General features: G+C 69.4%; 25 protein-coding genes and 1 pseudogene. 24 read left to right on the top strand and 2 right to left on the bottom strand.

Features of this window, described 5'->3' with window-relative positions; all coding sequences use genetic code 11:
• Positions 1-34: 34 nt before the first annotated feature.
• The 21 genes from AOZ06_RS42060 to AOZ06_RS41965 all read left to right on the top strand — a co-directional run bounded on the left by AOZ06_RS42060 (position 35) and on the right by AOZ06_RS41965 (position 16644).
• Positions 35-1177 carry an acyl-CoA dehydrogenase family protein gene (locus tag AOZ06_RS42060; protein WP_054297324.1) on the top strand — a complete coding sequence of 381 codons (1143 nt, stop codon included), beginning with the start codon at positions 35-37 and terminating at the stop codon, positions 1175-1177.
• Positions 1174-1896 carry a phosphoribosylanthranilate isomerase gene (locus tag AOZ06_RS42055; protein WP_054294464.1) on the top strand — a complete coding sequence of 241 codons (723 nt, stop codon included), beginning with the start codon at positions 1174-1176 and terminating at the stop codon, positions 1894-1896. Before AOZ06_RS42060 ends, AOZ06_RS42055 begins: the two co-directional genes overlap by 4 nt.
• Positions 1893-2600 carry a beta/alpha barrel domain-containing protein gene (locus AOZ06_RS42050; protein WP_054294463.1) on the top strand — a complete coding sequence of 236 codons (708 nt, stop codon included), beginning with the start codon at positions 1893-1895 and terminating at the stop codon, positions 2598-2600. Before AOZ06_RS42055 ends, AOZ06_RS42050 begins: the two co-directional genes overlap by 4 nt.
• Before the next feature lie 66 nt (positions 2601-2666).
• On the top strand, positions 2667-3479 hold the full coding sequence (locus tag AOZ06_RS42045) for an NmrA family NAD(P)-binding protein (RefSeq protein WP_179950775.1): 813 nt from the start codon (positions 2667-2669) through the stop codon (positions 3477-3479).
• Positions 3479-4150, top strand: a complete 672-nt coding sequence (locus AOZ06_RS42040) for a hemerythrin domain-containing protein (protein ID WP_054294462.1) — start codon at positions 3479-3481, stop codon at positions 4148-4150. Before AOZ06_RS42045 ends, AOZ06_RS42040 begins: the two co-directional genes overlap by 1 nt.
• Before the next feature lie 64 nt (positions 4151-4214).
• Entirely contained in the window at positions 4215-4778 is a 564-nt protein-coding gene (locus AOZ06_RS42035; RefSeq protein WP_054294461.1) for an anthrone oxygenase family protein, read from the top strand.
• 52 nt (positions 4779-4830) lie between these two features.
• Positions 4831-5322 (top strand): anthrone oxygenase family protein, encoded by a 492-nt coding sequence (locus AOZ06_RS42030; RefSeq protein ID WP_054294460.1) that lies wholly within the window; start codon positions 4831-4833, stop codon positions 5320-5322.
• A 93-nt stretch (positions 5323-5415) separates the two neighbouring features.
• The gene (locus AOZ06_RS42025) at positions 5416-6777 is read left to right on the top strand and encodes a pyridoxal phosphate-dependent decarboxylase family protein (RefSeq protein WP_054294459.1); all 1362 of its coding nucleotides are present in this window, start codon (positions 5416-5418) and stop codon (positions 6775-6777) included.
• Positions 6778-6789: 12 nt separating this feature from the next.
• Complete coding sequence (locus tag AOZ06_RS42020; RefSeq protein WP_218921871.1) at positions 6790-7380, top strand: hypothetical protein; 591 nt, start codon at positions 6790-6792, stop codon at positions 7378-7380.
• The gene (locus AOZ06_RS42015) at positions 7377-8018 is read left to right on the top strand and encodes a DUF6875 domain-containing protein (RefSeq protein WP_054294458.1); all 642 of its coding nucleotides are present in this window, start codon (positions 7377-7379) and stop codon (positions 8016-8018) included. Before AOZ06_RS42020 ends, AOZ06_RS42015 begins: the two co-directional genes overlap by 4 nt.
• Positions 8019-8024: 6 nt before the next feature.
• On the top strand, positions 8025-8162 hold the full coding sequence (locus AOZ06_RS57315) for a hypothetical protein (RefSeq protein ID WP_157233539.1): 138 nt from the start codon (positions 8025-8027) through the stop codon (positions 8160-8162).
• 125 nt (positions 8163-8287) lie between these two features.
• Complete coding sequence (locus AOZ06_RS42010) at positions 8288-8746, top strand: hypothetical protein (protein WP_054294457.1); 459 nt, start codon at positions 8288-8290, stop codon at positions 8744-8746.
• 18 nt (positions 8747-8764) lie between these two features.
• On the top strand, positions 8765-10204 hold the full coding sequence (locus AOZ06_RS42005; RefSeq protein ID WP_054294456.1) for a multicopper oxidase family protein: 1440 nt from the start codon (positions 8765-8767) through the stop codon (positions 10202-10204).
• Between the two features lie 30 nt (positions 10205-10234).
• Positions 10235-10855: an L-threonylcarbamoyladenylate synthase gene (locus tag AOZ06_RS42000; protein WP_054294455.1), complete on the top strand. Its 621-nt coding sequence runs from the start codon at positions 10235-10237 to the stop codon at positions 10853-10855.
• Positions 10852-11505 carry a hypothetical protein gene (locus AOZ06_RS41995; protein WP_054294454.1) on the top strand — a complete coding sequence of 218 codons (654 nt, stop codon included), beginning with the start codon at positions 10852-10854 and terminating at the stop codon, positions 11503-11505. The genes AOZ06_RS42000 and AOZ06_RS41995 overlap by 4 nt, the downstream gene beginning before the upstream one ends.
• An 81-nt stretch (positions 11506-11586) precedes the next feature.
• On the top strand, positions 11587-11955 hold the full coding sequence (locus AOZ06_RS41990) for a YciI family protein (protein ID WP_054294453.1): 369 nt from the start codon (positions 11587-11589) through the stop codon (positions 11953-11955).
• Complete coding sequence (locus tag AOZ06_RS41985) at positions 11952-13151, top strand: RNA polymerase sigma factor (protein ID WP_054294452.1); 1200 nt, start codon at positions 11952-11954, stop codon at positions 13149-13151. Before AOZ06_RS41990 ends, AOZ06_RS41985 begins: the two co-directional genes overlap by 4 nt.
• A gap of 46 nt (positions 13152-13197) precedes the next feature.
• Complete coding sequence (locus AOZ06_RS41980; RefSeq protein WP_054294451.1) at positions 13198-13692, top strand: hypothetical protein; 495 nt, start codon at positions 13198-13200, stop codon at positions 13690-13692.
• 42 nt (positions 13693-13734) lie between these two features.
• Positions 13735-14334 carry a copper resistance CopC family protein gene (locus AOZ06_RS41975; protein ID WP_054297321.1) on the top strand — a complete coding sequence of 200 codons (600 nt, stop codon included), beginning with the start codon at positions 13735-13737 and terminating at the stop codon, positions 14332-14334.
• Positions 14335-14482: 148 nt separating this feature from the next.
• On the top strand, positions 14483-15478 hold the full coding sequence (locus AOZ06_RS41970; protein WP_236951912.1) for a ParB/RepB/Spo0J family partition protein: 996 nt from the start codon (positions 14483-14485) through the stop codon (positions 15476-15478).
• Complete coding sequence (locus AOZ06_RS41965; protein ID WP_169799060.1) at positions 15475-16644, top strand: asparagine synthase-related protein; 1170 nt, start codon at positions 15475-15477, stop codon at positions 16642-16644. The genes AOZ06_RS41970 and AOZ06_RS41965 overlap by 4 nt, the downstream gene beginning before the upstream one ends.
• A gap of 22 nt (positions 16645-16666) precedes the next feature.
• Here AOZ06_RS41965 and AOZ06_RS41960 read toward each other — a convergent pair whose 3' ends face one another.
• Positions 16667-17677 carry a GntR family transcriptional regulator gene (locus AOZ06_RS41960; RefSeq protein WP_054294449.1) on the bottom strand — a complete coding sequence of 337 codons (1011 nt, stop codon included), beginning with the start codon at positions 17675-17677 and terminating at the stop codon, positions 16667-16669.
• Between the two features lie 192 nt (positions 17678-17869).
• Between AOZ06_RS41960 and AOZ06_RS41955 the strand changes: the two genes are divergently transcribed.
• Entirely contained in the window at positions 17870-21235 is a 3366-nt protein-coding gene (locus AOZ06_RS41955) for an ATP-binding protein (RefSeq protein ID WP_169799059.1), read from the top strand.
• On the opposite strand, the gene AOZ06_RS41950 is transcribed toward AOZ06_RS41955, so the two are convergent.
• On the bottom strand, positions 21232-21849 hold the full coding sequence (locus AOZ06_RS41950; protein WP_054294447.1) for a helix-turn-helix transcriptional regulator: 618 nt from the start codon (positions 21847-21849) through the stop codon (positions 21232-21234). The genes AOZ06_RS41955 and AOZ06_RS41950 overlap by 4 nt on opposite strands.
• A 417-nt stretch (positions 21850-22266) precedes the next feature.
• Here AOZ06_RS41950 and AOZ06_RS41945 point away from each other — a divergent pair, with 417 nt between their 5' ends.
• Both AOZ06_RS41945 and AOZ06_RS60850 read left to right on the top strand, forming a co-directional pair.
• Positions 22267-25884 carry an ATP-binding protein gene (locus AOZ06_RS41945; RefSeq protein ID WP_063810212.1) on the top strand — a complete coding sequence of 1206 codons (3618 nt, stop codon included), beginning with the start codon at positions 22267-22269 and terminating at the stop codon, positions 25882-25884.
• Positions 25885-26149: 265 nt separating this feature from the next.
• Positions 26150-26353 (top strand): annotated as a pseudogene (locus tag AOZ06_RS60850) (ATP-binding protein); the annotation flags it as partial.
• Positions 26354-26363 lie beyond the last annotated feature (10 nt).

The following is a 26363-nucleotide window of genomic DNA, read 5'->3' as shown; positions in this document are numbered from 1 at the left end:
CCGGACGGAACACTCACGACAGGAAGGCCGAGTGATGATCGACTGGAACGAAGACCAGGTCGAGCTGCGAGAGGGACTGGCCGCGTGGCACGAGGCCTTCTCCGCCGATCACGTCGAGAACGACGACAGCGGCACGTTCTCGTGGCAGAAGTGGAAGCTGGTCCGCGAGTCCGGCATCGTCAGCCTGCCGTTCGACGAGCAGTGGGGCGGGCTCGGCCAGGACCTGCTGACCACGATGCACGTACTGGAGGGGCTCGGCGAGGGGTGCCGGGACGGCGGGCTGAACTTCTCCATCACCACGACCATCTGCAGCGTCGGCGTTCCGGTCGAGAAGTTCGGTTCGCCCGCGTTGAAGCAGAAGTACCTGCCGCGGATCGTCGCGGGTGACGCGATCGGCGCGCACGCGATCACCGAACCGGCCGGCGGGTCGGACGCGTTGCGGATGCGCACCAGGGCCGAACGCGACGGCGACGAGTTCGTCCTCAACGGCAGCAAGACGTTCGTGAGCAACGGTCCGGTCGCGGACCTGTTCATGGTCTACGCCAAGACCCGGCCGGAGGGCGGGCCGCTCGGCGTCACGGCGTTCCTCGTCGAGAAGGACACACCGGGCTTCGAGATCGGCAATCCCATCAAGAAGATGGGCCTGCGCACGTCACCGTTGTCCGAGCTGTACTTCGACGACTGCCGGATCCCCGCGGGCCAGGTCTGCGGCCGGGTGGGCGGCGGGTTCATGGTGCTCGACCACGTGATGAAGCGCGAGATCCTGTACTCGTTCATCGTCAACGTCGGCGAGATGCAGCATCGGCTCCACCGTTGCGTCGAGTACGCGCGCGAGCGCCGTCAGTTCGGCAACCCGATCGCGAGCTACCAGTCGATCGCCAACAAGATCGTCGACATGAAGATCAAGCTGGAGACGGCGCGCAAGTGGCTCTACGACACCGCGCAGAAGCTCGTCCGCGGTGAGAACGTGACCACCGACATGGCCATCGCGAAGCTGCTGACCAGCCAGGCCAATGTGGACACGAGCCTGGCCGCGGTGCAGATCTTCGGCGGCAACGGCTACATGGCCGAGTACGGCCTGGAGAAGGACGTGCGCAACGCCGTCGCGGGCACGATCTACTCGGGCACCAACGAGATCCAGTACAACCGCATCGCATCCATGCTGGGGCTGTCATGAGAACAGGGTTCAAGCGGCACAAGGCCGATCGCAAACTGCTGAAGGTGTGCGGCGCCACGACCAAGGCGGACGTGGAGCTGCTCGCGGGCGCGGGCGCCGACCTGGTCGGGCTGTGGCACGGGGTCGCCGACGGACCGGCGGAGGTGTCCGTCGACGAAGTCACGACGTTGGCCGAGGCGGCCAGGGCCACTGGTCGCCTCGAACCGACGCTCGTCACGTTCCTGTCCGATGTGGATACCCTGCGGCAGATCATCGAGCGCACCGGCATCTCGTGGATCCAGCTGCACGCCTACCAGATGCCGGGGGTGATCGCGGCGCTGCGCCAGTCCGTGTCGACGGACCTGACGATCGTGAAGGTGCTGCACCTGAAGAACGGCAAATGCCTGGAACGCCCGCTGATCAAGGCGTACGAGCGCGCGGGCGTGGACGTGTTCCTGCTCGACGTGGTGACCGCGAGCGGCCAGATCGGCAGCACCGGCCAGCGGCTGCAGGCCAGCGACGTCGCCAACGTCGTTCCCACGTTCAGCAAGCCGTTCCTGCTGGCCGGCGGTATCTCGGCGCACAACAGCGCCGACTACGAGACCGTCGTGCAGCACCCGCAGTTCCACGGGATCGACGTGGACACGGGAGCCCGGAACCACTCGGGTCGTTTCGAACGCAAGAACATCACCGACATCAGCCGCGGTTGGCGCACCGCCCGGTACGTGGAGGTCGCATGACGTTCATCGATGCGCTGCTGGACGCCGGCCGGCCGGTGATCATGGAGGTCAAACGGCGCGACCCGCACGGCGACGACCTGTTCGGCGACCGGTCGATCGCGGACATCGTGGCCGAGTACGAGGCCGCGGGCGCGCCTTGCCTCTCCGTGGTCACCGGGCGGTGGTTCGGCGGCACGGACTCGATGCTCAGCGAGGTCGCGTCGCTCACCGACCGCCCGGTGCTGCAGAAGGACTTCATCACCCGGCGCGACCAACTGCTGAAGGCACGCGACCTCGGCGCCTCCGCGGTCCTGCTGACCGCGGGCCTGTTGCCGCGGTCCGGCATGCCGGGGCTGATCGAGGGCAGCCTGGAACTCGGCCTGACGCCGTTCGTGGAAGTCACCGGCGAGGCGGAGATCGACGCCGCCTTCGGCGCGGGCCCAAGTGCGGAGCACTGCGTGGTTGCCGTCAACAACAAGGACATCAAGAATCGGGAGCGTGGCACGGGAGATCTCGATCGCAGTGCCCGGCTGTTGCCGGCGCTGGCCGCGACCGGGACCCGATGCCCGGTCAGTGCGAGCGGGATCACCAAACCACAGGACGCCGACCGGCTGCTCGCCGAGGGCTACCGGGGCCTGCTGATCGGGACCGGGCTGCTGCGCACCACCAGCCTGACCGGCTGGCTGGCCGAGCTGGACGACCTACGGAACATGCGCGTGCCGTGATTCTTGTGTGGACGTGAATGACCAGCGGCCCGGGACGACACCGTCTCCCGGGCCAGAGGAGTGTTTATGGGCGACAGGACTTTGGTGCTTGGCGGGACCGGCAAGACGGGCAGCAGGGTGGCCGCGCGGCTGACGGCGCTCGGCGTCCAAGTGCGGATCGGGTCGCGGTCGGCCGCCGAGCCGCGGTTCGAATGGGATGACCGGACGACTTGGGGTCCGGTGCTCGACGGCGTCGACAAGGCCTACATCGTCTACGCGCCGGAGATCGCCTTCCCCGGCGCGGCCGAGACAATCGGCGAGTTCGCGAACGCCGCCGCGGACGCCGGCGTTCGACGGCTGGTGCTGCTGTCCGGCCGTGGCGACGAGGTGCACGCGGGCGCCAGCGAGCAGGCTGTGCGCGACAGCGGTGCCGAGTGGACGATCCTGCGGGCCGCGTGGTTCAACCAGAACTTCAGCGAGAGCTTCATGTACGAACCGGTCGTGCACGGCGTGATCGAACTGCCCGCGAGCGACGTCGCCGAACCGTTCGTCGACGTGGAGGACATCGCCGACACCGCCGTCGCCGCGTTGACCACTGACAAACATTTGGGACAGACGTACGAACTGTCCGGTCCGCGGCTGCTCACCTTCGGCGACGCCGCCGCCGAGATCGGCGCGGCCCGCGGCAAGGAAGTCAGCTACGTGCCCGTGACATTCGTGGAATACGGAAAGATGCTCAGGGAACACGGCCTGCCACTGGCCTATGTGGAAATGTTCCGGAAAGTCCTCGATGGACGCAACTCGTACCTCAGCGACGGCGTCCAGCGCGCGCTCGGCCGTGAACCGAGGGATTTCGCCGACTACGCGCGCAAGACCGCGGAAACGGGAGTCTGGTCCTGATGACGATGTCCACTGAGAACGGTGTCGGCGGCCTGCCCGTGCACATCCACGGGTTCGCGTTGATGCACGTGGCGATGCGCCGCGACGCCCGCCGGATCGCCGATGCCGCGCCGAATGTCACCCGTGCCAACGCCGGGCCGGTCCTGACGTGGTTCGATCAATTGCGGGACGTGATCGAATGGCACCACCGCACCGAGGACGACGTGCTGTTTCCCGCGCTGCGCAGGCGAGTCGCCGATTTCGCGGCGAAGGAGAAGGAACTCGCCCACGACCACACCGAGCTCGACCAGGCGATGGCCGACGTGTCCACCGCACTGCGCGGTGACGTGAGCGCGGTGCCCGAGGCGGCACGGAAGTTCGAGACGATCCTGCTCGGCCACCTCGCCGTCGAGGAGCCGACAGTCTTCCCGGTGTTCGTCGACGACCTGACCAGGCAGCAGTACCTGGACATCGAGAACCAGGTGATGCGCAGTGCGGGCCCCGGGATGCGGGCCTTCCTGTTCCCCTGGCTGTTCGACGGCGTCGACAAACGCACCGCCGACGCGGCGGCGGCCGTGTCGATCCCGCCGCCCGTGCGCCTGATCGGTAACACCGTGTTGACGTGGCGCTACGACCGGCTTCTCGCGCCGATACGGCGTTTAGGTGAACCGGGCGCCACGAACGAGGGATGACGGTGAGCCGGCGACCGGTCGCCTGCTACCCATTGAGTCCACACCAGAGAGAAGGACGAGTCCGATGCTTGCTCACCAAGGAGCGGGGCAGCAGGCCCGGCCCCGCAGCAAGGCCGCCGCGCCGTTGTTGTACCTCGCCACCCTCACCGTCGGCCTGATGGCGGGGTTCTTCTTCTCCTTCGCCATCCTGGTCATGCCCTCGCTGGCCAAGGTCGACGACCGGGCTTTCGTCGTCTCCATGCAGAAGATCAACGAAGGCGTGCAGAACGGCGGGTTCATGTTCGCGTTCCTCGGCGCGTTCGTCTTCACCGGCGCCGCCGCGATCGTGCACCACCGCGCCGGTTACCGCACCGCCGCGCGCTGGATCCTGGCGGCCACCCTGCTCTACGTGGTCGCGCTCGCCCTGACGTTCAGCGGCAACATACCGTTGAACAACAAACTCGCCGGGGCGGGAGATCCGGCCGTGATCGCCGACTTCGCCGCCGCACGCGCGGCATTCGACGAAGGCACGTGGAACTTCCTCAACGCCGCGCGCACGATTGCGTGCATGTTGTCGCTGCTCGCCCTCGTGCCCGCGATCGCGCTACATGGACGCGCGAACAAGGCTCTCAAAACGGGCATTTCCTGATACTGTTCGCTTCGCGAAGGGATCGCTCGGGCTTCTGGCAGGAGGAACGGCAATGGATGTGGTCAGAGCCGCATCGCTGATCGTCACGACGCTGTTGTTGGGACTTGTCTCCGGATTTTTCTACACCTACTCGATTTCGGTGATGGTCAGCCTGCGCGGCACGGACGACCGCACGTTCGTCGACGTGATGCAGAAAATCAACCGGGACGTGCAGAACCCCAGGTTCTTCATGACGTTCATCGGGTCGCTGTTGTTCGGCATCCTGACCGTGATCCTGTACATCGGCCAGCCGTTCGCGGTGTTCCTCCCGGTCCTGCTCGCGCTGGTGTTCTACGTCGGCTGCTTCGGCGTCACGGTGACCCGCAACGTGCCGATGAACGTCCGGCTCGACAAGTACGGCCCGCCGGACAGGATCGCCGACCTCGCCGCTGTGCGCAAGGAGTTCGAGGAGCCGTGGGTCCGGCTCAACGGCATCAGGGCGTGGTTCGCCACGCTCGGCTTCGGTGCCGCGATCTGGGCGCTGATCGCCCACTTCTCCGCGTAGCCGAGGGATTTCCCGCACAGCCCGAGAGGTGCTCCTCTCGGGCTGTCGCCGTGTGTTGCGGGGCTCTTGCGGGTGGCTCGGTACAACAGATCCATGGATCTGCGGCACTGGCTATCCCGCGCGGCTGACTTCGCCGACGACTGGGCCGAGCAGTTCGGCCCGATGCAGCCACACGCGTCCCACCACGTGTCCGGCGAACAGTTCGGGGCGGCGTTCGGCGAGTTCACGAAACGCCTGTCCGACAACTACCCGTTCTTTCACCCGCGATACGCCGGGCAAATGGTGAAACCGCCGCACCCGGCGGCGATCATCGGCTACTTCACGGCCATGCTGTTCAACCCGAACAACCACGCCAGAGAAGGCGGCCCGGCCACCACCGAAATGGAACGCGAATGCGTCACCGCGCTCGCGGACATGGTCGGTTTCGGCCCGCACGTCGGCCATCTCACCACAAGTGGGACCATGGCCAACCTGGAAGCGCTGTACGTGGCGCGGCAATTGCACCCCGGCAAGGGAATCGCGTTCAGCTCGGAATGCCATTACACGCACGAGCGTATGTGCCACGTGCTTGGAGTACAAGGACACCGGCTGCCGGTGGACGCACATGGACGCGTCGACCTCGACGCGCTGGACCACGTGCTGCACACCGGACAGGTCGGCACAGTGGTCGTCACCGCTGGTACCACAGGCCTGGGCGCCGTCGACCCTGTGCACGAAGCCGTGGCACTGGCACGGAAGTACGGCGCCCGGATACACGTGGACGCGGCGTACGGCGGCTTCTACAGCGTGCTCGCCCGCGCCGAGGACACCGCCGGCCTGGATCCCAGGCCCTGGCTGGCGATCGCTGACTGCGACTCCGTCGCCGTCGACCCGCACAAGCACGGTTTGCAGCCGTACGGTTGCGGCGCAGTGCTTTTCGCCGACCCACGGGCAGGGCGGCACCTGTCGCACGACTCGCCGTACACGTACTTCACCGACTCGGCACTGCATCTCGGTGAGATCAGCCTGGAGTGCTCACGGGCCGGTGCCGCCGCGGCGGCGCTGTGGCTGACCTTGCGGCTGCTGCCGCTCACCCCGGACGGGTTCGGCCGGATTCTGGCCACCACCCGCCGTGCCGCGGTCGCCTTCGCGGGCAGGATCAAGGCTTCCGGCGAGCTGACGCTGTACCAGGAGCCGGAGCTGGACATCGTGACCTACTTCCCGACCGGCACCCACCTGTCCACTGTGGATGCCCGGTCCGACGCGCTGCTGCGCGCGGGGATGGCGGCCGAGGACGACCCGGTCTACCTGAGCCTGCTGCGCACCGGCGCCGACGCGTTCCTGCGCCGCCACCCGCTCGTCGCGCGTGACGCCGACTCCGCCCGTGTACTGCGCAGCGCCCTCATCAAACCGGAGGCCGAGAACTACCTGGGGACGCTGCACGCCCGCATCGAAGAACTCGCCGCCGAGGTCTGAAGGGACACTCCGTTGAATGCGATCCTGGCTTCCAGTGCCGACGCCGAGATACTGGCCAAGATGCTCGCCGATGCGTTCCACGGCGACCCGTTGACGCGCTGGATCACCCCCGACGACGACCGCAGGGCCACGGTCCTGCCCGCGTTCTTCCGCGAGCACCTGGACATCTCGCTGCGCTACCTTGGCGTCTACACCAACGCGGACCGCGACGCGGCACTGCTCTTCCTGCCTCCAGGCGCATGGGAGGAGACGGAAACCCGCGCGGCGGAGCTGGCGCGCCGCTTCACCGAGATCCTCGGACCCGACGCGGAAGCGATGGCCACGATCTCCGGCCTGCAGACGATCCACCACCCGACCGGCCGGCCGCACTACTACGTCGCGTTCGCCGGCGTGAGCCCGTCGAACCAGCGCCACGGCACGATGTCGGCGCTGTTCGACAACCTCATCGCACGGATCGACTCCGAGCGCGTCGCAGCGTACCTGGAAACCAGCTCGGCAGGCGGATCAGCGGTGGCCAGGAGGTACGGCTTCCTGCCCGTGGGCACCGCGATCGAGATCCCCGACGGACCGACCCTGCAGCCGATGTGGCGGGAGCCGCAATGAACTCCGCAGTAGTGATCTGGACGGCGGCGCAGGTCGACGACGGCGACGTGCCGGCGGAACACCTGCCGCACGTAAGGGAAATCCTGGCGTGGTCACGGGACTACCTCGTGACCGCGCACCCCGACCTCGGCCGGTCCGGCCCGGTGTGCCCGTACACGCAGCCCTCGCTGCGCAAGGGCCTGTACTACCTGGCCGCCGCGACCACGCCGGACGTCCCCGCGGCGATCGAAGGACTGCGCGCCCAGTACGAGGCGCTGTCGCGGACGCTGTCCCCCACCGACCAGGAGCTGCTGACGATCCTGTTGGCACTGCCCCACCTGGACTACGCGGACTCGGCCGAACTCGACGCCCTGCAGTCCGAGGCGAAGGACGAGTTCGTCGCGAACGGGTTGATGATCGGCCAGTTCCACCCGGAGTGCGACGAACCGGGGTTGTGGAACGCGCACTTCAAGGCGTTGCGCGCGCCGCTGCCGTTGCTGGCGATCCGCAAGCTCGTGGTGTTCGACCTGCCGTTCGTGATCGACACGGACGCGCACGCGGAGAGCTACCTCGAGCGGTTCGCGCCAGGGATCCCCACCAGGATCCGCGACCAGCTGGTCCGGCGCGTCTCCAGTCCACTAGCGACAGCGAAGGGGTGAACGGCCATGGCCCGGATGGTGATGGTGGCGGCAGCGTGGGTCATTCGGCACACGCCCGGCCGGCGCCCACCCAAGCCGCCCACACCCCGCCCGGTCGGCCTGCGCGACTCGGTCGCGGCCGACCTCGCCGCCAGCGGACGGTGACAGCCATGCCCGGCATTCCCGCTCCGGCAAACCCCGCTGCCCCGGGGATTCCCCGATTTCCAGTCGACCAGAGGGGGCTGACAGGCCGGGCGGCGATCTGGGGAGCTGCGACCGCTCCAAGGACTGTGCCGGTTGTCCTGTTCGCCCTGACCGCCGCGGCGGTGATCGCCTGGGCCTTGAGAGACCACGCGAGATTCCTGCCGACGGGCGCGTTCGTCCCACGGCACGCGCTGGCCACCGTCGGCCACCACCAGAACGGCTACCTGCCACCACCACCGGTGACCGGGTCCGCTGTCGTCAACTACCCGGGCCTCGTCATCCTCGCGGTACACCTGACGGCCGTCGTGATTCTCGGTGCGGCCTGGATCGTCCGGCGGTACTTCCGGTCACCCGACCGTCTGTCCGCACGTTTCTCCTTCGCTGTCATGGGGTCCGTGGCTTCGGCCGCGGTGACAGTTCCGGTCGCCGCGCTCACGCTCGGGAACGCGATCTTGTTCACCGGCACGGTGGCGGCCGCGATGACGGTGCTGCAGTACACGTTCGTGCTCGTCGTCGCCGGAACAGCGCTGTTCGGCGTTCCGTAGAAGAAAAGAGGTAAGCCGATGCTCAACCGTAGAGGCACGCTGAAGCTCGGCGCCGCCGGTGGCGTGGCGCTGGCCCTGCCGGCGGAGCGTCTGGTGTCGGCGGTGGTCGGCACGCCGCCATCCGTCAAGCCGTTCACCCGGGCCCTTCCCATCCCGCCTGTCCTGTCGCCGGTGCACTCCGACCGTTCGACGGACTACTACGAACTGTCGGTCCGGCCCGGTGTCGCCGAGATCCTGCCGGGGGTGCCGACCGAGGTGATCACGTACAACGGCAGCTTCCCCGGCCCGACCATCAGGGCGCGCCGCGGCCGTTCGGTCAAGGTCGCGGTCACCAACCGCCTGCAGACGCCGTCCGCGGTGCACCTGCACGGCGGGATCGTCCCGCAGGACAGCGACGGGCACCCGCTCGACGTCATCCAGCCGGGCAACTCCCGCATCTACCACTACCCGAACGACCAGCGGGCCGCCACGCTCTGGTACCACGACCACGCGCACCACCTGGAAGCCGAACAGATCTACAAAGGACTCTGCGGGTTGTACCTCGTCGAGGATCCCGCCGAGGCGCCGACACTGCCGCGCGGCCAGTTCGACATCCCGCTGATGTTCCGCGACGTCGCGCTCGACGACCACGGTCAGCTGCTCTGGGCGATGTTCGACGCCCAGCGCCGCAGCACGGTCCTGGTCAACGGCGTGCCGCAGCCGGTTCTCCGGGTGCGCCGCCGCAAGTACCGGTTGCGGCTGGTGAACACGTCGAACGAGCGCATGTTCGCGTTCCGGCTCGGCAACGGCGCCGAGTTCGTCCAGGTCGCCACCGACGGGGGCCTGCTGGCCAGGCCCGTGCGCCGCACCGAGATCTCGCTGTGGCCGGCCGAGCGGGTCGAGGTCGTCGTCGACTTCGCCAAGGCACGCGGCGGCAGCCAGATCACGCTGGTCAACGCGCAGGGCACGGCACTGGAGAACACCGAGGTCATGCGGTTCGAGGTGGTCGACGGGATCCGCAAGGACATGCCGGACACCGACGACAGTTCGGTGCCGCAGAAGCTCAGTGTGCTCCCGGCCGTCGGCGCACCGGTCATGACGACCAGGAAGGTGGTGCTGAGCTTCGACTTCAAGAACCTGGTCTTCCTGATCAACGGCAAACCGTACGACCCGCACCGGACGGACTTCACGATCAAACGGGGCAGCACCGAGATCTGGGAGGTCACCAACGCCGATCCGGACCCGATCCCGCACTCGCTGCACGTGCACGTCGTGCAGTTCCGGGTGCTCGACCGCGACGGCAGGTCGGTCGAGCCGTGGGAGGCGTTCCCGAAGGACACGGTGTCGATCGCGTCCGGCGAGACGGTCCGGCTGCTGATCAGGTTCGACGCGCCCTACACGGGTGTTTTCCCGTTCCACTGCCACTTCGTCGACCACTCGTCGGTGGCGATGATGGCGCAGATGCGGATCGTCGCGTGACCACGTCCACCATGGACTAGGTTGGGGTGCATGGCGAGGTACTTCGACGTGCACCCCGACAACCCGCAGAAGCGGTCGATCAGCCAGGTCGTGGAGTTGTTGCGGCAGGACGGCCTGATCGCCTACCCGACCGACTCCTGCTTCGCGCTGGGCTGCCAGCTGGGCAACCGGGACGGGATCGACCGGATCAGGCAGATCAGGCACCTCGACGACCGGCACCACTTCACGCTGGTGTGCCAGGACTTCGCCCAGCTCGGCCAGTTCGTCTACGTCGACAACGACGTGTTCAGGGCGATCAAGGCGGTGACGCCGGGCAGCTACACGTTCATCCTGCCCGCGACGAAGGAAGTCCCGCGCCGCATGCAGCACCCGAAGAAGAAGACCGTCGGCGTGCGCATCCCGGACCACACGGTCACCCAGGCCCTGCTCGCCGAACTGGGCGAGCCGCTGCTGTCGAGCACGCTGCTGCTGCCCGACCAGGAGGAGCCGATGACCCAGGGCTGGGAGATCAAGGAACACCTGGACAACGTGATCGACGCGGTGATCGACTCCGGCGAGTGCGGCACGGTGCCCACCACGGTGATCGACTTCTCGCAGGGTGAGCCGGAGATCGTCCGCGAAGGCGCGGGTGACGTGTCCCGGTTCGAGTGAACTTCGACGTCACCCACCCGTGGCGGTTCGTCCGCGACCTCGCCGCCGAGTGGATGGGGCCGCTGACCCCACTGGACGGGTACCCGGACGCCGACCTCGCGGGCATCAGGATGCCGGACGCCCTGCGTCGGGCCTACCGCCTGCTCGGCAGGCGCGACGACCTGACCAGCAACCAGGACCAGCTCGTGCCGCCATCGAAGCTCGCGCCCGAGGCCGACGGCAGGCTGGTCTTCCGGCGAGAGAACCAGGCCTGCACAGCGTGGGCGGTCGCGGACGTCGAGCACCCTGACCCGCCGGTGGAGTTCCTGGTCGGCGCCGAGTGGCGGCCGTTCCTCACCAGCACGTCACTGGCCTGCGCGGAGATGGTCCTCAGTGAGACCCTGCTCGGCTGGGACGACCACTTCGACAACCGGTGGGTCGACCGGGCCGCGATCGGCGCGGTGGACCGGGTCTTCACCAGGGTGCCGTTCCCGGAGTACCCGATGTGGGCGGTCCCGAACGGTCCACCGGTCCGCTGGTACAGCGGTGACGACTGCCTGCTGCGGTGCGACGCGGAGGAGTGGCTGTGGGTGATCGCGCGTAGCCCCGCCGCGCTGGACGCCGTCTACGCGGCGGTGCCGGGTGAGTGGGAGTTGCGAACCCGTCGGTGACACCATGTCGAAGACGGTCGGCGGGCACCGACTCACTCGTGAGCGCGCCCGGACCGGGGCGCGCGGAACAGGAGTGACGACGTGAAGTACCTGCTGATCATGAACGTGAACCCGGCGACCATGGCGGCGCTGACCGACGAGGAACGCGAGCAGATCGGGCACGGCCACCAGGCGTTCATGGACACCATCACCGGCACCGGCGAGCTGATCGTCACCCAGGCGCTGGCTGACCCGTCCAACACGGTGGTGGTCAAGTCCGAGGGCGGTGCGCAGGTGGTCACCGACGGCCCGTACATCGAGGCCAAGGAGTTCATGGGCGGCTTCTACCTGGTCGAGTGCGAGAACCAGGAGCGGGCGGTCGAGCTGGCCAAGCTGATCCCGGACACCGGGTTCGAGGGGTTCGGGGTCGAGGTGCGGCCGGTGATGTTCTCCGCCGGGCTGGAGATGTGACGACGGAGCTCGAGGACCTGCTGCGTCAGCTGGCGCCGCAGGTCCTCGGTGTGCTCGTGCGCCGCTACAGCCGGTTCGACGCGTGCGAGGACGCCGTGCAGGAGGCGCTGCTGGCCGCCAGCCTCCAGTGGCGCGAGGACGGGCTGCCCGACAGCCCCAAGTCGTGGCTGATCACGGTCGCGTCCCGGAAACTCACCGACCAGTGGCGCAGCGACGAGGCCAGGCGCAGGCGGGAGACGCTCGCCGCCGCCCAGCAACCACCGGCCGCGGCCGAGGCGGACGACCGGGACGACACGCTCGAACTGCTGTTCCTGTGCTGCCACCCGGATCTGTCGCCGTCGTCCCAGGTCGCGCTGACCCTGCGGGCCGTCGGCGGGCTGACCACGGGCCAGATCGCCCGCGCGTTCATGGTCCCCGAGGCCACCATGGGCCAGCGGATCAGCCGCGCCAAGCAGAAGATCAAGTCGACCGGCATCCCCGAACCGGAGTGGGCGCGGCGCCTGCCGGTCGTGCTGCACGTGCTCTACCTGATCTTCAACGAGGGCTACACCGCGTCCACCGGCCCCGACCTGCACAGCGTCGAGCTCACCGGCGAGGCCATCCGGCTGACCAGGACCGTGCACGCGCTGCTGCCCGACGACGGCGAGGTCGCCGGGCTGCTCGCGTTGATGCTGCTCACCGACGCCCGCAGGCCCGCGCGGACCACAAAGGACGGTGAGCTCGTACCGCTCGCCGAGCAGGACCGGTCGCTGTGGGACACCGCCGAGATCGCCGAGGGGACACGGCTGGTCGACGACGCCATGGCCCGGTTCCCGATCGGTCCGTACCAGCTGCAGGCCGCCGTCGCCGCGTTGCACGACGCGGCCGGGACGCCCGCTGCCACCGACTGGCCGCAGATCCTGGTGCTCTACCGGATCCTGGCGCGCCTGCAACCCAACCCGATGGTCACGCTCAACCACGCCGTCGCGCTGTCCATGGTGGAGGGACCGGCCGCCGGGCTCGCCATGCTGGCCACATTGGACGGCGACAGCCGCCTTGCCGAGCACCACCGGCTGGAGGCCGTCCGCGCCCACCTGCTGGAGATGGCCGGTGACGGCGCCGCCGCGCGAGCGGCCTATCTGCGTGCGGCCAAACGGACCAGCAGCACCCCCGAGCAGCGTTATCTCGAGGCCAAGGCGGGCAGGCTCAAGCCATGAGCGCGGCGGGCACGTCGTAGGCTTCCGCAGTCGGCAGCGTGAGAGGGTGATCATGGGACTGACCGCCACGTGGGCGTTCGCACCTACCGGCGTGCCCGCGCGCGGGTGGGATGCATGCGACAACCTCCGTGCGGGCTGGTCGGGGTACGTCACGACAGACCCGACGCGGCTGGAGACGACCCCGCGCCGGTGGAAGCGGCTGGGTGTCCCGATCCTGATGGCCACCGTCATGGACAGCGGTTTCGTGATGGTCACCGGGTTCGGTGGCGGTGAGCCGGAGTGGCACTGGGTGCTCAACGAGCGGTTCTTCCTCGGCGAGATGGGGGAGATGGCCGAGGAGTACGGCGTGCCGGGCCGGATCGCCACGGCGGTGCCGGTGATGATCGGCTGGGCGACGGAGGCGGGCTTGCCCGAGCCGTCGGCCGATCACCTCGCCGAGGTCCTCGCCAGGGGCCAGCAGGACACGTTGCCCATCGACGGTGTCGCTTACGAGCTGTTCGAGGCGCTGGGCATCACCACGTTCGCCGGGAACGGGAACTAGAGTCGGCTGCTGACCGACTACGTGACCGTGAAGGGCCACCTCATGTTCGTCAGGCGTTTCTCCGCCGCGTTGTTGCTCAGTGCGACAGCGCTGCTGTCCACGGCTGTGCCCGCGCTCGCGCACACCGAGCTGAAGAGCAGCAACCCGGCGAAGGGGGCCGCGCTGGCCGCCCCGCCCGCGCAGATCCAGCTCACGTTCAGTGAGGCCGTGCAGGTCGAGCCGGGCGCTGTCTCGGTGGCCGGTCCCGGTGGGGAGCAGTGGACCGTCGGCCAGGTCACGGTCGCCGCGCAGGTCGTCACCGCTCCGGTCACGCCGGTCGGCCCGGCCGGGCAGTACACGGTCTCCTATCGCGTCATCTCGGCGGACGGCGACCCCGTGAGCGGGAAGGTGCCGTTCACGCTCACCGCCGCTGTTCCGGCGCCTGTGTCGGCACCCCCGAGCACCCCTAGTTCTCCGCCCGCGTCGTCGGCCGCCGCTCCGCCGGTGAGCGCGTCAGCCGCGACGACCGCGACGGCAACCCCGAACGCCGGTCAAAGCGGTGGGAGCGGCGGAATCCCGGTGTGGGTCTGGATTGCCGGCGCGATTGTCATCGCAGGTGCGGGCGTTCTCATCGGAGTGCGCGCGGGCAAATCGAAGAGCTGAGAACCATAGGGGTGAGAAAATCATATAAGGGGACACAGTCCGTCATTTCGGCCTCGTGGTGCTGTCACTGGTGTGCGTGACGGCACGGCTGCCAACCTGGGTCACATCTTGCGGGTCACCAGGTTCGCTGTGAGGACTGGAGGTCGAGGTGACCAACTTCGCCGCTGTCAGCCTTCCCCGGGAAGAATTCGACTGCCTCGAGATGAGTGCGGGCGCGGGCCCGGTGGTCCGTATCCCGATCAGGGCGCTGCGTGTCGCCGGGTCGCCGAGGACCGCGGGCGAGAACCTCGAACACGTCAGGGCGCTCGCCGACACACCGGACGAACTGCCGCCGATCATCGTGCACCGCGGGACGATGCGCGTGATCGACGGCGTGCACCGGTTGCGGGCGGCCCGGCTCCGCAACCACCCCGACATCGCGGTCCGGTTCTTCGACGGTGACGAAGCCGACGCGTTCGTGCTCGCTGTGCGGTCGAACGTCGCACACGGGCTGCCGCTGTCGCTGGCCGAACGCAAGGCCGCGGCGAAGAGCATCGTGACCAGCCATCCACATTGGTCGGACCGGCTGATCGCGAGCGTGACCGGCCTGTCGGCCAAGACGATCGGCGAGGTCCGGCGCAGCGGCGGGGTCCCGCAGCCGGAGAGCCGGATCGGCCAGGACGGCCGCGTGCGGCCGATCAACAGCCTGGAGAAACGCAGGCTGGCGATGAACCTGATGCGGCAGAACCCGAATCTGTCGCTGCGTCAGGTCGCGAAGGCCGCGGGCATCTCCCCGGAGACCGCACGCGCGGTCCGCGCCCGGTTGCAACGCGGCGAGGATCCGACGGTCCGCAAACCCAGCAACACCAAGCGAACCGAGGAACGGCGTCCGCCGCAGACCCGGGTCGCCCAGCCGCTGCAGATGCCTGACCGCGTGACGATCATGCGGTACCTGCGGACCGATCCGACGCTGCGGTTCTCCGAGACCGGCCGGACTTTGCTGCGTCTGCTGGACGTGCACGCGATGAGCAACGACCGATGGGCGTTGCTGGTGCGCAATGTCCCGCCGCACGCCAGGGGCACGATCGCGCAGGCGGCCATGGAATGCGCCCGCGTCTGGCGCACGGTCGCCGAGCAGCTGGAACGCACAGCAGGGCCGCGATGACCATGGCCGGGATCGCAGGCGGTGTCGACTTCACCGCGGGGACCTCGGACGCCGTCCACTTCAGCGGCGAGTTGAGCAACGCAGCCGAGTTGCGGGGTTCGCTCAGGCGCCTCGGGCGTGCTCTCGTGACCGGGGACGACGCCGAGATAGTGCTGCAGGCCTATCTCGAATGGGGGCCCGCGCTGGTTTCCCGGCTCGACGGCGCGTACGCGTTCGCGGTGTGGGACGCACGTGACCGGAAGCTGGTCATGGTCCGCGACCGGCTCGGCATCAAGCCGCTGCACTACCACCCGACACCCGACGGTGTCCTTTTCGGATCGTCCGCGAAGTCGATCCTCGCCGATCCGTCGGTGCCCCGCATCGTCGACGTGGACGGCCTGCGTGCGCTGGTCACGTCGACGCTCGTGCCGTGGAAGGGAATTCACTCGGTGGAGCCGGGGCAGATCGTGACCCTGTCGTCCGCGGGAGTCCAGGCGCGCACCTACGCGCGCCTGGACGACCTGCCGCGCACCGACCCGCAGGTGGTGTCCGGGCTGCCCACGTTCTCGGCTGACGTGGCCGCGCTGACCGATCCGGCCCTGCGCCGTGAGATCGTCGCCGCCTACGACACGCCGATGGGGTTCGGCCAGGCCGACTCCGCGCTGTACCTGCTCGCCGAAACGCTGGCCGCGCAGTCCACTGTGGTCCTGTCGGGCCCGCTCGCCGCCGAGGTCTTCGGGTGCGCCTCGTCGCGCCCGCACGGCGACCGGATGGCGCTCATGTGCCCGCACCTTCGTGGCCACCTGGCCGGGGCCGGACCGGCGCCGGCTGGGCTGACGCGGATGGCGATCGACCGGGTGGACCGGATCTCGACGGCTGTGGGGCTCCGCGTCCGCATGCCGTTCACGGACCAACGGCTGATCACCTACATCCACGACACGACCCGGGCCCAGCGCGTGCCGTCGGCCAATGCGCGGTACAACGCGGAAATCCAGCGGCAGGCCAAGGAAGTCCTCGCCGACCGCGACCACCTCGCCATGTCCCTGATCGACTGGGACTGGCTGACCGACGCCATCGCCGTGGACCCGGCAGCCATGCCGGGGGCGGTCGCCAGCGGGATCGAGTGGATCCTCGACCTGTACCACTGGGCTGACCTGTACCACCCCGTCGTCGAACGTCCCGCCTAGCTCGCCGTCGCAGCGGTCGGGCTCACGTCGACGGAGGGCTGGACAAGTCCAGGATCGCCCGGTCGCCCCGGACGAGCACCCTGGTGCGCTCCAGCGGTGCGCCGGTGTCGTCGAGCGCCGTCTTGTGCCAGGCCAGCATCGGCTGGAGCTGGCTCAGGTCCAGCGTCCTCGCTTCCGGTGGGCTCGCCGTCGACAGTTGGATGCGCGTCTCCTCCCGCGCGGTGCGCCCGGTGAACCAGCGCATCGCGCTCGGCGCGCCGGGGGTCTCCGCCAGTCGCGCGATCGGGATGTGCCGGGAGATCAGGCCGAACGGGCGGTGGTCGGCCAGCAGCAGCCTGCCGATGTGCAGGACCAGGTCACCCGGGGCCAGTGCGAGGTCGGCCGCCACGTCGCTGTCCGCCTCCACCACGTCCCGCACGACGTGCACGTGCCCGAAGCCCGCGCCCGGCGCCACCGGGTCGAGGTTCACCCCGTCCGGGGTGATCCGGCAGAGCAGTTTCGACTCGGCGACGTAGGTCCCGCTTCCCCGCCTCCTGGACACCCGGCCAGCCAGGGTCAGTTCGTCCACCGCGTTCCGCAGCGTCATCCTGGCGATGTCCAGGCGCTCGGAGAGCGCCCGTTCCGACGGCAGCGCCGAGCCGGGCTCGAGGGTCTCGATCAGGCCGACCAGTTCCTTCTTCGCCCGTTCGGACGCTGACCCGCCGCCGTCCTCGACGCCGGCGGGCACTGCCTGCAGCAGCGGGATGGGCTCGCCGTCCCACGTCATCGTCAGCCTGCGGTTGCCGAGCGGGAGGGTCAGCGGGAGGTTCCGGATCGATCGGACCAACCGGGCACCCGCCGCCGCGGGCAGCCCGGCCCGGGTGATCCGGACCTGGACCGCACGGGAGTTCTCACTCACTGACACATCCGCGATCCGCTCGCTCTGCCTGTGCGGGATGAGCACGGCCAGCGTGCGGCCGTGGTCGGTGGTCGACCACAGCCCGAGCGCGGGCGGCCGGTCCGCGCCGGTCGTTGCGGGAAGGGTGAGCGACACGGGTTCTCCTCGGTCATGGTGCGGTCCTGCCGACAGGATTACCCAATCGGGATTTCGCGTGGTCGCGGTGAGCTCGGTTCTTGCCCGAAAGGCCACCCAGCCGTGCGCGAAACACCGAATTCGTCCACAGTGGATAGTGGACGGCCTTTAAAGGTCCTTAGTTGTGCCTTTGGACTGCTGTACTGTTGCCTTGTGCCTCTCGGGATAGACAAGAGTGCACTGGGGGAGCGGGGTCGGCGAGCGTTGCCGAGGGTCGAGTTGCTGGGCCCGGTCAGGGTGATGCGCGACGGCGTGGAGGTCGGGCTCGGACCCGGCAGGCAACGGGCTGTCTTCGTGGTTCTGGCGATGCGGTCCGGGCAGCCGGTTTCGCGTGCCGAGCTGGTCGAAGCGGTGTGGGGCCACGCGGCGCCCGCCAGCGCGGGCGGCAGCGTCTACACGTATGTTTCCGGACTGCGCAGGGCATTGCGCGACCTGGGCCGCGACGTCATTGTGTCCGCTGGAAACGGTTATTCGTTGCGTGTGGACGCACACCAGGTCGATGTCACGCTCTTCGACGAGCTATGCGAGCAAGCGAATGCGTTGGCCGCCCGTGGTGAACACCGGGCGGTGACCGACAAACTCGGTGACGCGCTGGTGCTGTGGCGCGGCGAGGCGTTCGCCGGTGTGCCGGGGCCGTTCGCCGAACAGGAGCGGATCAGGCTCGAACAGTCGTGGCTGCGCGCGGTGGAGCTGTGCACCAGGGCCCGGCTGGAACTCGGCGACCACGTCGAGGTGGCCGCCGATCTGGAGATCCTCGTACGCGATCACCCGCTGCTGGAGTCCTTGCGGGAGCTGCTGATGGTCGCGCTCGCCCGCAGCGGGCGGCACGCGGAGGCGCTTGAGGTCTTCGAGGACGCGCGCGTGACCCTGGCGGAGGAACTGGGCGCCCAGCCAGGCCCCACCTTGCGGCAGGTGCACGCCGATGTGCTGGCGGGCAAGGACATGGTGGCCCGGCCGCGGCTGCCGAGCCTGCAGGTCATGCCGTGCCCGGCCAAGGCGGAGCCCGACCACCCGTTCGTGGGCAGGCAGGCGGAGCTGGACCTGCTGCGGCGGTGGCTCAGCCGCACGCGCGACGGCGTGGGTGGCGCGATCTGGATCGAGGGCGACCCGGGGATCGGCAAGTCCGAGCTGGTCCGTGCCGCGGTGAAGGCCGGCGATCCGGCGGGCGGCGACATCCAGATCGGCTGGGCGGTGGCCGACGAGCTGTCCGGCCGGTTCCCGCTGCAGATCATGCTGGAGTGCCTCGGGCTCGACCGCAAGCTGCCCGCGGGCGAGTCGGTGGTGACGGCCGTCGAACGGCTGTGCCGCAACGGCCCGCTCGTCCTCGTGCTCGACGACATGCAATGGGCGGACACCGACAGCGTGCAGGCGTGGCGCAGGCTGTACGAGGCCAGCAAACGCCTGCCGCTGCTGCTGATCTGCACGGTCAACACCGGACACGGCCGGACGGACCTGCGGGAGCTGCACCGCTACGTGCGCAGCGACACGCGCGGCGGGGCGTCGGTCGAGCTCGGCCCGTTGTCCTTTGTGGAAAGCGAAGCGCTGCTGTCCGGGCTGGTCCGCGCGCGGCCCGGCCGGGTGCTGCGCCGGATCACCTCCCGCGCGGACGGGAACCCGTTGTACATGCGGGAAGTGGTCGGCGCGCTGCAGGCGGACGACGCGATCGACACGGTCGACGGCGTGGCCTACGTCGACGAGGGCAAAGCCGACGACGTGCCACGGACGCTGCTCGCCGCGGTCGAGCGCTCGTCGAAGTCGTTGTCCGACAGCACGAGAGAGATGCTGGTGTGGGTCGCCGTGCTCGGCACAGAGGCGGTCGTCGGCACCATCGCGGCGGTCTCCGGTCGTCCGGTGTGGTATCTCGTGCGCGCGGTGACCGACGCGGTGAACGCGAACGTGCTCGTCGAAGACGGCCCGAAGCTGGTGTTCCGGCACCAGCTCATGCGCGACACGGTGTACGGCAGCGTCGCTGTGCCGACCAGGGGCGTGCTGCACCGCCAGGCCGCCAAGGTGCTCGCCGAGGCGGGCGCCCCGCCGCACCGGGTGTCCGAACAACTCGTGGCCGCGGGCGGGGACACCGCGCCGTGGGTGGCGGGCTGGCTGGTCGAACACGCCGCCGAGCTGGCCGTCCGGGCCCCGCAGGTCGCGGCCGAGCTGCTCGCCCAGGTGATCGACACGGTCGAACTCGGCGACCCGCGCCGTGAGGTGCTGCTCACCGCCGAGGTCCGGGTGCTGTTCCAGCTGTCCCGCGACCCGGAGGCGAAAGCGCGGCACGCGCTGGCGCTGTGCGCGGATCCCGTGCGGTGCGCGGAGATGCGGCAGCTGCTCGCGGCGATCGTGTACCGGCGAGGACGGCGTGCCGAGGCGATCGCGACGCTCACGGAGGTCCCGCTGGATCCGGTGCTGCCGGAGGCGTGGCGGTTGCGGCACAAGGCGTTGCTGGCGTATCTGCGGCGCGACATGAGCAACGTCGACACGGCCGAGGTCGCCGCGAAGGACGCGTACGAGGACGCGGTGGCCGCCGGTGACGACTTCCTCGCCGCGCACGCCCTGCAGGCGCGGTGGCTGGTGGACTCCATCCGCCGCGACCACCTCGAAGCGCTGCGGCACATCGACGAGGCGATCACGTTCGTCGCGGGCAAGCCCGACTACGCCGGCACGCACTTCGACTTGCTGGACAACAAGATCTACTCGCTGCAGAACCTCGACCGGCTCGACGACGCCGACGCCGCGCTGGCCGCGGTGGCGCGACTGGGCCCACCGCAGGACATCCCGATCGGCCTGCACGTGACCGCGGCGGTGCACAACTACTGGCGTGGCCGGTGGGACGAAGCGCTGAAGTCGCTCGGCACAATCGTCGGCGAGGGTCCGTCGATCACGTACGCGGGCCTGATCGACGCGGGGCCGGCGAGGTTGCTGCTGTACGGCCTGTCCGCGTTGATCTCCGCCCGTAGAGGCAACCACATCGAGGCGGCGGCGCACCTGGACGCGGCCGAGCACTGCCTGGTGACCACGAAAGCCGAGCTGGAGAGCCTCGACTTCCTGCTCGCGGCCCGCGCGCTGGTCGCGGTCCAGGTCGGCGACCTGGCGCGGGGCTACGCCATCCTGGCGCCGATCGTCCAGCCGCACTACGCCGGGATGATGCTGCGCCACCAGTGGCTGCCCGCGCTCGTGCGGGTCGCGGCCAAGATGGGCGACTGGGAGAAGGTGGAGCAGGCCGTCGAGGTGGTGGAGTTCGAAGCGGCTCGGGAACCCGTGCCCGCCCGGGCTTTCGCCGCGTTGCAACGCTGTCGTGCGTTGCTGTCACGTGATCCCGAGCAGGCGCTGGTCGCCGCCGACCACTACCGCCGGGTGGGCAGGCCGATGGAACTGGCGGCGACCATGGGCGACATCGCCGACCTGCACGCCGAACGCGGCCGACCGGCCGACGCCAGGGCCGCGTCGGCCGTAGCCGCGGAGATCTTCACCGGTGTCGGGGCCGAGTGGGATCTCGCGCAGCTGACGGGGTCCGGGATCTAGATAACGCCGGCGCGCAGGGCGTACGCGACCGCGTGCGCCCGGTTTCGCAGGTGCAGCCTGCTCGTCATGTTGAAGATGACGTTCTTGACCGTCCGCTCGGAGTACGCCAGTTCCTTGGCGATCTCCTCGGTGCCCCACCCCTCCGCGATCAGCCGCAACACGTCGACCTCGCGCGGTTCGAGGCCGGACGCGCTCAACCCGTTGGGTGCCAGCACTTCCCGCTGCAGGACCTTGATCCGGCGCAGCAGCGTGCCGAGCACGTCACGCGGCATCACGCCGTTGCCCGACGCGGCGGCGACGACGCAGTCGACCAACTGGTCACCCGTCACCGAGTTCTTCGGCAGGATCGCGACGACGTGGCACTCGACCAGGGTCAGCAGCGGCCCCTCGCCGAGTTCCCCGGTCATCAGCACGGTCGGCAGCCCGCCTTCGGCGACCGAGTTGCGCAACCGCGCCAACGCCTCCGGTCCGACCCGCTCGGTGGACAGCACCTGGACCGCTGCCTCGTCGCGCTGGTCGACCACGATCACTTCGGGTCTCTGCTGCAGGTAGCTGGACAACCCCACGTACGTGATGGGGTCGGTGGCTTGTATGACGACCTTTACCCGTTCCATCGCGCCTTCCCCGACTAGCTCGCCTGTGGAATGGGATTAAGTCTTCGCCAATGGCCTTCATAAACTCTTGCCGGGATTTGAACGAACCCGCAAGTAACCTTGACGGCGAGGGTGACAGCGGTCACCCAGGTGGCGGATTGTCCGTTTGCGGCGGGGACCGCGGCGCGCCAGGTAGTCGTATTGAAGCCCACCGACGGCCGAAGGAGAAGAAGTTTCAGCTGTTCGGCGACTTTTTGACACCGGGGACTGCCCGTCAGGGCCCACCCGATGCTGGTTACCGAGCGTGATATATATGTGTGAAAGGCATCACACTGGGGAATTTCATAGTGTGCTCATAAAGACTCTCGCATAGCCGCTCCGGCCCGTGCTGGAAAGGCTGTCAGCGCGGTATCCTCGCGAGGGATTCGGGGGTGAGTGATGGCGGCGGAGCCGGTTGAGCCCCTGCGCGTCCAAGTGCTGGGCACGGTCAGCGCGTGGCGGGGCGAACAGCGGCTGGACCTGGGATCGGGGCGGCAGTGCGCGGTCTTCGCCGCGCTGGCGATGCGGGCCAACCGGGTCGTCTCCCGTGAGGATCTGGTCGCGTCGGTATGGGGTGACAACCCGCCAACCGGGGCCAGCGGGAGCCTGTACACATATGTCTCGCGGTTGCGTCGAGTGCTCGAACCGGACCGGTCGCGGTGGTCCGGCGGGCAAACCCTGATCTCGGCCGGGTCCGGCTACTCACTGCAACTCGGCGACGGCAGGCTCGACGTGGTCGAGTTCGACCGGCTCAGGGAATCGGCCAACGAGCTGTGGAACCGCAGGGACCTGACAGCGGCCAGAGCCGCGATGGACGCGGCGCTGGCGCTCTGGCACGGCGAGGCCCTCGCGGGCATCGAAGGCCCGTCCGCGGCGCTGCACCGCAAGCGTTTGGCCGAGCTGAAGCTGGCCGCGCTGGAACGCCGGGCCGAGATCATGATGGCAGCGGGCGACACCACCGGCGCGGTGAACGAGCTGTACCGGCTGGCCGGCGCGCACCCGCTGCGGGAAAGCCTGCGCGGGCTGCTGATGACCGCGCTGCACCGCGTCGGCCGGGATCCCGAGGCGCTCGAGGTCTACGAGGAGACCAAACGGATCCTGATCGAGCAGCTCGGCATCGAACCGGGCGCGAACCTGCGCCGCATCCACGACGAGATCGTCGCGCGGCGAGGCGCGTCCGTGACCACGACCCGCACGCCGTCGCTGGCCACCCTCGCCATGCCGGACGTGTTCGTCAGCAGGTCGGGCAAGCTCTCCGCGTTGCGCAACCGCCTGGTCGGCGTGCTGCACGGCACCGGCGCGGCGGTCTGGGTCGAAGGCGAGCCGGGGATAGGCAAGTCGGCGCTGCTGGCCGCGGCGCTCGGGGACGCGACCGACCGCGGCGGCCAGCTGCTGTGGGCGGGAGGCGACGAGGTCGGCAGGCGGTTCCCGCTCGGACTGATCACGTCGTGCCTCGGCGTGCAGGCCCGCTCCGCCGACCCGCGGCGCGCGTCGGTCGCGGAAGCGCTGCGGGCGGGCGAATCCGGCGATGACCCGTTGCTCAACGCGGTCGAGCTGCTGATGGACCTGATCGAACAGCTCTGCGGGGACGGCCCGGTCGTGCTGGTGCTCGACGACATGCAGTGGTCCGACGACGCGAGCCTGCTCGTCTGGCACCGCATGGTCCGCCTGACCCGGCAACTGCCGTTGCTGCTCGTCGGCTCCGCCCGGCTGTTGCCGCGCCGCGCGGAACTGGACCAGCTGCGCTCGGTCGTGTCCACGTGGGGCGGCGACCTGCACACGCTCGAACCGCTCGACGAAGCGGGCACAGCCGAACTGACCGGGCGGCTGCTCGGCGCGGAACCCGGCCCGACCCTGCGCGGCCTGACCGACAGCGCCGCGGGCAACCCGGCGTTCGTCCGCGAGATCGTCGACGCGCTGGTCCGCGACGAGGCGATCACGGTCGTCGACGGCATCGCGGACGTCGACGACATCGACACCGAGAACCTGACCACGGCACAGCCGACGCTGGCGTCGGTCGTCACGCGGCGGACCGGGCACCTGGCCGGCCTCACCAAGGACGCGTTGCGCTGGGCCGCGCTGCTGGGCGTCGAGTTCGACCTCGGCGACCTGGCGACGGTGATGGCACGTCCGGCGTCCGAGCTGATCCGGGCGATCGAGGAGGCCGGCGCCGCGGGTGTGCTGCGGGAAGCCGGTCAGCGCTTCGCGTTCCGCCATCCGCTGGTGCGCCGCGCCCTGTACGAGGCGATGCCCGCGGCCGTGCGGATCGCGTTGCACCGCCAGGCCGCCGAGACGCTCGACGGAGCGGGCGCCCCGGTGTCCCTGGTCGCGGCCCAGTTGCAGGGTGCGGGCGTGCCGGTGGACGCCTGGGTGACGCGCTGGCTGCTGGCCAACACCAACGCGGTCGCCCGCCGGTCGCCGACCAGCGCCGCCGAACTGCTGGACCGCGCCATCGCCAGTCCGGGCCTGCGTGACGAGGCACGCGAGACGCTCACCGCCCGGCTGGCCCGCGTGCTGTTCTGGCTCGGCCGCGACCCGGGTGTGCAGGCGCGTGCGGTGCTCGCGATGACCAACGACCCGGACCGGACCGCGGAGATGCGGCTCGTGCTGGCGTACCTGGACTACCTCGGGCACGACAACGCCCGCGCGATCGAGGCGCTCGACCAGGTGATCAGCGACCCGGAGGTGCCGGAGCACTGGCGGGCACGCCACCAGGCGCTGCGTGTGATGGTGCTCCGCAGCGGGCTCGACGACCCGGCGGCGACCGAGCCGAACGTGCTGGCGGAGCTGAGCAAGGCGGTCGCCGCCAAGGACTTCTTCGGCATCGGCCAGTGGTCGCAGTCGCTCTGGCTGACCGCGTCCATGCTGCGCAGGCACGCCGAGGCGCTCGACCACATCAACACCGCGATCGCGGCGATCTCCGGCAGACCCGAGCTGGCCGACCTGCTGCTGAGCTTCCTCGACAACAAGATGTTCACCCTGCAGAACCTCGACCGGCTCGACGACGCCGGTCAGACCCTCGACGCGGCACGCCACCTGGTGACCAGGGCGAACCTGCCGAGCGGGCCGTACATCGCCGCGGCCGTGCACTACTTCTGGCTCGGCCGGTGGGACGAGGCGCTGGCCGACTTGGACTCGGTGATGCGCGACGGCCCGGAGATCACCTTCTACGGCCTGCGCCAGCACGGCGTGATCCGGCTGCTGCACGGCGCCGCCGCGCTCATCGCGGTGCACCGTGACGACTCGGTCAGCCTGGAACGGCACCTGAAGCTGGTCGCCGACCTGCCGGATCCGACGCCGGAAGCCAGGGACAACATCGACTTCCTGCTGATGGCGCAGGCGCTGGCGGCCGAGCAGCGGGGCCGCCCGGCCGAGGCGCTCGACCTGCTCGCGCCCGTCCTCGACCGCGGTTACTCCCAGATCATGCTGCGCCACCAGTGGCTGCCCAAGCTGGTCCGGCTCGCGCTCGACCTCGGCGACCGGGACCTGGCCGCGCGGGCGTTGAAGCTCTGCGAGGAGGAGGCCGCGATGGAGGTCCGGCCTGCCCGCGCGGCCGCCGCCGTGCAGTGGTGCCGTGGCCTGATCGAGCAGGACCCGGGCGCGTTGCTGACCGTGGCCAAGCACTTCGCCGTCGTCGGCCGGAAGGTCGAGCACGGCATGGCCTCGGAGGACGCGGCGATCCTGCTGGCCGCCGACCGCAGGCTCGACGAGGCCCGCGAAGCACTGCACGACGCGGTGATCGTGTTCACCGAACTCGGTGCGGCGTGGGACGTCCGCCGTGCCGAGTCGCGGCTGGCGCCGTTCGGCCTGAGCACGGTCGTCGTCCCGGCCGGGCCGCTGTCCAAGGTGGAGGTCCGGATCGCCAAGCTGGTCGCGGCGGGCTGGCCGAACGCCGACATCGCCACCCAGCTGTCGCTGTCCCGCAGCACAGTGCAGATGCACGTGTCCCGGATCCTGCGCAAGCTGGGCGTCGACTCGAGGCTGGCGATCACCAACGACCTGATAGGCCAGGGTTGAGGCACGCGGCGCAGCAGGACGGCCGCCGTCCACTCCTGCCTGACCAACCGTTCGACCGCGAACGCCATCGCCGACGCGGCACACGAACTGCGCAGCCCGATCGCGAGCCTGCGAACCGGGCTGGAGGTGGCAGCCGACCAGCCGGGCGTTCGTCACGGGTGACGCGAAGCAGTTGACAACGCCGAACGACACGCCGCCAAGCGCTTGACGATCGTCATGGAGTCCACTGAGGACAAGGTGGTGCTCGAAGTCTCGACGACGGGCCGGAATCCCGCTCGCTGAACGTGAGCGCGTGTTCGACCGCTGCACCCGCCTGGACGAGGCACGTGACAGCGACGCCGGTGGGTCAGGTCTGGGCCTTGCCATCGCGCGCGAAATCACCGTGAGGCACGGCGGAACGCTGACGGTTGGTGACCACGCGGTCTTCACGGCGTCCTTCCCCAAAGCTGGTGGTGAAGGCGAGGTGTGACGCGGGCGGC

The sequence above is a fragment of the Kibdelosporangium phytohabitans genome (genome assembly GCF_001302585.1).
GTDB lineage: Bacteria > Actinomycetota > Actinomycetes > Mycobacteriales > Pseudonocardiaceae > Kibdelosporangium > Kibdelosporangium phytohabitans.
This window is presented reverse-complemented; position numbering and strand designations above follow the sequence as displayed.